This window comes from Variimorphobacter sp. HTMS_6, from assembly GCF_059717775.1.
Map to the genome: position 1 here is coordinate 2,465,001 of NZ_AP046094.1, position 5,000 is coordinate 2,470,000.

Genomic DNA, 5,000 nt, shown 5'->3' on the forward strand with positions numbered 1-5,000 from the left:
AGAAAGAACTGATCGAACTGTTTGAATCCAGTGCAGCGGAGGGTAAGAAAGTTCTTGATGTGACCGGAGAAGATGTTGCAGGTTTCTGTGATGATTTCATGCATGATATGAAAAAGTGGACGGATAACTATCGTAAAAAATTAAATAACGATCTGACAAACAAACTTGGAAGGTGAATGAATGAATAAAAGCACAAACAAGCAGTGGCTACTCTGTCCTATTTGTAGGAATAAGACCAGAACTATGCTACGGGAGGACACCACTCTACTAAACTTCCCGCTCTTTTGTCCAAAATGTAGACAGGAAAGTTTAATTAATGTTCAAGATGGTATGACAAAAGTAATTAAGGAGCCAGACGCCAAGACGCAGAGCCGATAGCCATGAGATTTCTCATAGGTTTTCGGCTCTATTTTTTTAGCCATTATAAGGAGGAATTCATATGCAAGATAATATTATTGAAGTAAGAGAATTAAAAAAGGCCTACAAGGATCTTGAAGTCCTAAAAGGTGTAGATTTCTCAGTAAAAACGGGTGAAATTTTTGCACTCTTAGGTTCTAATGGTGCGGGTAAAACTACAATTATTAAAATCCTATCAACTCTTCTCACATTTGAAAGTGGAAGTGCCCATATTTGTAGCTACAACGTAAAAAATCAGCCACAACAGGTAAAGAAAATCATCAGTCTCACCGGACAATTTGCTGCTGTTGATGAAATTTTAACTGGAAGAGAGAATTTAATCTTAATTGCTAAACTCAGACACCTTAAAAATTATAATCAGATTGCAGATGAACTACTTGCTCGTTTTGGACTTACTGAGGCAGCAAACCGCCGCGTATCAACTTATTCCGGTGGAATGCGCCGAAGATTGGATATATCTATGAGTCTTATAGGTAGTCCCAAAGTTGTTTTTCTTGATGAGCCAACAACAGGACTTGACCCAGAGGCACGTATAGAAGTTTGGAAAGAAATCAAGCTCATGTCAGGAAACGGAACAACTGTATTTTTAACCACTCAATATCTTGAGGAGGCAGAACAATTGGCTAATCATATTGCTATACTACATCAAGGAAAGATTATAGCTAATGGAACTCTGACTGAATTAAAGAAGCTATTCCCACCCACAAAAGTGGAATATGTCGAAAAACAACCTACACTCGAAGAAATTTTTCTATCAATCATCTCTAATAAGGAGGCTAAATAATATGAAAACCAAAAGAAATCACTTTATTTATGATATGAGCGTTATGTTAGGGCGTTCTATGAAACATATATTCAGAAGTATGGACACTATTATAACGGTGTGCTTAACCCCTATTGCAATTATGCTACTCTTCGTTTATGTGTTCGGTGGCACAATGAGTGGCGGTATGAGTACCGCTGAATATATTAATTACTCATTACCAGGCATTCTGTTAATATCGATAGCCAGTGGTATTGCCTATACTGCACTTCGTTTATTTACCGATGTCAAGAGTGGTTTCTTCGACCGCCTTCACTCAATGCCTATTTCAGCATCTTCCGCATTGTGGGCACATGTGCTAACCTCTTTACTCTCCAACGCCTTATCCTTGATCGTCATCTTTTTGGCTGCGCTCTTAATGGGTTTTCGTTCTCCAGCAAGTATACTTAACTGGCTGGCAATTGTAAGCATCTTAGTATTATTTACACTCGTATTAACTTGGGTGGCTGCTATTGCCGGGCTGTCAGCCAAATCAGCTGATGGCGCAGGAGCCTTTGCCTATCCATTGATTTTTCTTCCTTTTATCAGTTCAGCGTTTGTACCAACTGCTACGATGCCTACCGCGGTGCGAGTTTTTGCTGAGAACCAGCCTGTTACTGCTATTGTAAATAGCATCCGTAACCTCTTGACAAATAAGCCGGTAGGCAACGATATTTGGATTGCACTTGCATGGTGTCTTGTCATTCTGGTAGTAGCTTATCTTTTTACTATGAGTTCTTATAAAAAGCAAATTAGCAAAACCTAAGTTATATAACCTTTCATCATTAACTAATAATCACCTTTGATATGTCCTAATTTAAAGCTCCTCTTAAAAGAATGTAGTTTAACTCTACTTTCTGCTTTAAGAGGAGCTTATTAATATTAATCTGTGTTAGATAATGTTATTGATGTACTGGTTTAAGTGGCTATAACATACAAAACATGATAAAGAATTTTTATGAATGAGAACTTTAATACTGGAAAGTGCCGGTGAGGTAGTTGATTTAGTTATGGGGGCAGGTGGTTTAGCAAATGCAGATAAGTTCCATTCATTTATTAAGAATGTTGAAATTAAACAACCAGATAGAATACGTATCACAGCATATTCTAAAGAAGGTGATCCCGGATTTTTTGATTTGGATTTTGATGGGAATATTATCAAATGCACTATTGATAATACAAGAGACCTTTTTGGTACAGATAAAACTAAAAGATATGGAGAATATACAAAGATAACAAAGAATGAAATAAACGATTATATTCTTGTAGACGAAACGGGGAAATATGAAGAACAGTGGATATTTCAAGAATAAAATCATAAAGTGTTTACAAATTTTATATGACTTCATTTAAAGAAGGAGGATATTTCCTCCTTCTTTAATATACCGTATCAATTTTTATCTAACAGCGCTTAATATTAAAACTATGCACAAATGTTCCTGAAGATTACCTCACAAATAATTATTTATACCTTGCTACTGAATATTCTTTTACTAGAAATGCATCAATAATATTTAATATGGCTTTATATACAACAAAAAAACCCAAAGCATTAAGCTTTGAGCTGAGTTGTTTCTTATTCAATTGACTTTATCTACACACGAAAATGTTCCATCCATTACGAACGTTTTGTTCGTTTTACTGTAAACCTTTTAAGGTCAAGCCCTCGACCTATTAGTAACAATCAGCTACATACGTTACCGCACTTCCACCTTTGTCCTATCTACCTGGTAGTCTTCCAGGGGTCTTACTAGCTTATGCTATGGGATATCTTATCTTGAGGGGGGCTTCACGCTTAGATGCCTTCAGCGTTTATCCCTTCCAAACTTGGCTACTCGGCCATGCCATTGGTATGACAACCGATGCACCAGTGGTTCGTCCAACCCGGTCCTCTCGTACTAAGGTCAGCTCCTCTCAAATATCCTGCGCCCACGCCGGATAGGGACCGAACTGTCTCACGACGTTCTGAACCCAGCTCGCGTACCGCTTTAATGGGCGAACAGCCCAACCCTTGGGACCTACTACAGCCCCAGGATGCGATGAGCCGACATCGAGGTGCCAAACCACTCCGTCGATGTGAACTCTTGGGAGTGATAAGCCTGTTATCCCCAGGGTAGCTTTTATCCGTTGAGCGATGGCAATCCCACTTTATACCACCGGATCACTAAGTCCTACTTTCGTACCTGCTCCACCCGTCGGTGTCACAGTCAAGCCTTCTTCTGCCTTTGCACTCTTCGAATGGTTTCCAACCATTCTGAGAAGACCTTTGAGCGCCTCCGATACCCTTTCGGAGGCGACCGCCCCAGTCAAACTCCCCACCTGACATTGTCCACCAGCCGGATTACGGCTGAATGTTAGAAATCCAGTAACACAAGGGTGGTATCCCAACAGTGGCTCCATCGTAACCAGAGTTACAACTTCACAGCCTCCCACCTATCCTGTGCATGCATTACCGGATCCCAGTATCAAGCTAGAGTAAAGCTCCATGGGGTCTTTCCGTCCTGGCGCGGGTAACCAGCATCTTCACTGGTATTTCAATTTCACCGGGTGCATTGTCGAGACAGTGCCCAAATCATTACGCCTTTCGTGCGGGTCAGAACTTACCTGACAAGGAATTTCGCTACCTTAGGACCGTTATAGTTACGGCCGCCGTTTACTGGGGCTTAAGTTCAAAGCTTCGGATTGCTCCTAACCTCTCCCCTTAACCTTCCAGCACCGGGCAGGCGTCAGCCCATATACTTCACCTTACGGTTTTGCATAGACCTGTGTTTTTGCTAAACAGTTGCTTGGGCCATTTCTCTGCGGCCTACTTGCGTAGGCACCCCTTCTCCCGAAGTTACGGGGTTATTTTGCCGAGTTCCTTAACAATGCTTCTCCCGTCGGCCTTAGGATTCTCTCCTCATCCACCTGTGTCGGTTTACGGTACGGGCTTACATAGAACAATAGCGGATTTTCTTGACGGCATGGGTTCGGAAGCTTCACTACTTTAAATTCGCTCCTCATCACACTTCAGTAACATCCGGGGGATTTGCCTCCCAGACTAACCTTTGTGCTTGAACCGGTTTTTCCATTCCCGGCTCTTCCTACCCTTCCGTGTCCCCACAGTTCTGTCTATATAAGGTACAGGAATATCAACCTGTTGTCCATCGACTACGCCTTTCGGCCTCGCCTTAGGTCCCGACTTACCCGGGGCAGATCAGCTTTACCCCGGAAACCTTGGATATTCGGCCTAGAAGATTCTCACTTCTATCTCGCTACTCATTCCGGCATTCTCTCTTCTTAAATCTCCACGCCTCCTTACGGTAACGCTTCGTCGTTTTAAGAATGCTCCTCTACCAATTACACACGTAGTGTAATTCCACAGCTTCGGTGACGTGTTTTAGCCCCGGACATTTTCGGCGCAGGACCTCTCGACTAGTGAGCTATTACGCACTCTTTGAATGTATGGCTGCTTCTGAGCCAACATCCTAGTTGTCTTCGAAATCCCACATCCTTTTCCACTTAACACGCACTTTGGGACCTTAGCTGGTGGTCTGGGCTCTTTCCCTTTTGACTACCCAACTTATCTCGTGCAGTCTGACTCCCGATAAACAATTATACGGCATTCGGAGTTTGATATGCTTCGGTAAGCTTTGACGCCCCCTAGGCAATTCAGTGCTCTACCTCCGTTAATCTATATCGAGGCTAGCCCTAAAGCTATTTCGAGGAGAACCAGCTATCTCCGGGTTCGATTGGAATTTCTCCCCTATCCACACCTCATCACCACCTTTTTCAACAGATG

At 42.1% G+C, this 5,000-nt stretch carries 5 protein-coding genes and 1 rRNA gene (2 of these 6 cut by a window edge); 5 read left to right on the plus strand and 1 reads right to left on the minus strand.

Going from position 1 to position 5,000, the window contains the following annotated elements:
• The 5 genes from AC6IWN_RS11150 to AC6IWN_RS11170 form a co-directional block, all read left to right on the plus strand.
• Nucleotides 1-176, plus strand: the 3' portion of a protein-coding gene (locus tag AC6IWN_RS11150) for a DUF1048 domain-containing protein (protein WP_497987491.1). The gene continues 163 nt to the left of window position 1, outside the view; 176 of the gene's 339 nt are visible here — the last part of the coding sequence; its start codon lies off the left edge, out of view; its stop codon occupies nt 174-176.
• A 4-nt stretch (nt 177-180) separates the two neighbouring features.
• Complete coding sequence (locus tag AC6IWN_RS11155; RefSeq protein WP_497987492.1) at nt 181-378, plus strand: cysteine-rich KTR domain-containing protein; 198 nt, start codon at nt 181-183, stop codon at nt 376-378.
• Between the two features lie 61 nt (nt 379-439).
• Nucleotides 440-1,201, plus strand: coding sequence for an ABC transporter ATP-binding protein (locus AC6IWN_RS11160; RefSeq protein ID WP_497987493.1), 762 nt, complete (start codon nt 440-442; stop codon nt 1,199-1,201).
• A gap of 1 nt (nt 1,202) precedes the next feature.
• On the plus strand, nt 1,203-1,985 hold the full coding sequence (locus tag AC6IWN_RS11165) for an ABC transporter permease (RefSeq protein ID WP_497987494.1): 783 nt from the start codon (nt 1,203-1,205) through the stop codon (nt 1,983-1,985).
• Between the two features lie 196 nt (nt 1,986-2,181).
• Nucleotides 2,182-2,532, plus strand: coding sequence for a DUF4362 domain-containing protein (locus tag AC6IWN_RS11170; protein ID WP_497987495.1), 351 nt, complete (start codon nt 2,182-2,184; stop codon nt 2,530-2,532).
• Between the two features lie 341 nt (nt 2,533-2,873).
• Here AC6IWN_RS11170 and AC6IWN_RS11175 read toward each other — a convergent pair.
• A 23S ribosomal RNA gene (locus AC6IWN_RS11175) occupies nt 2,874-5,000 on the minus strand (it continues 776 nt past the right edge of the window).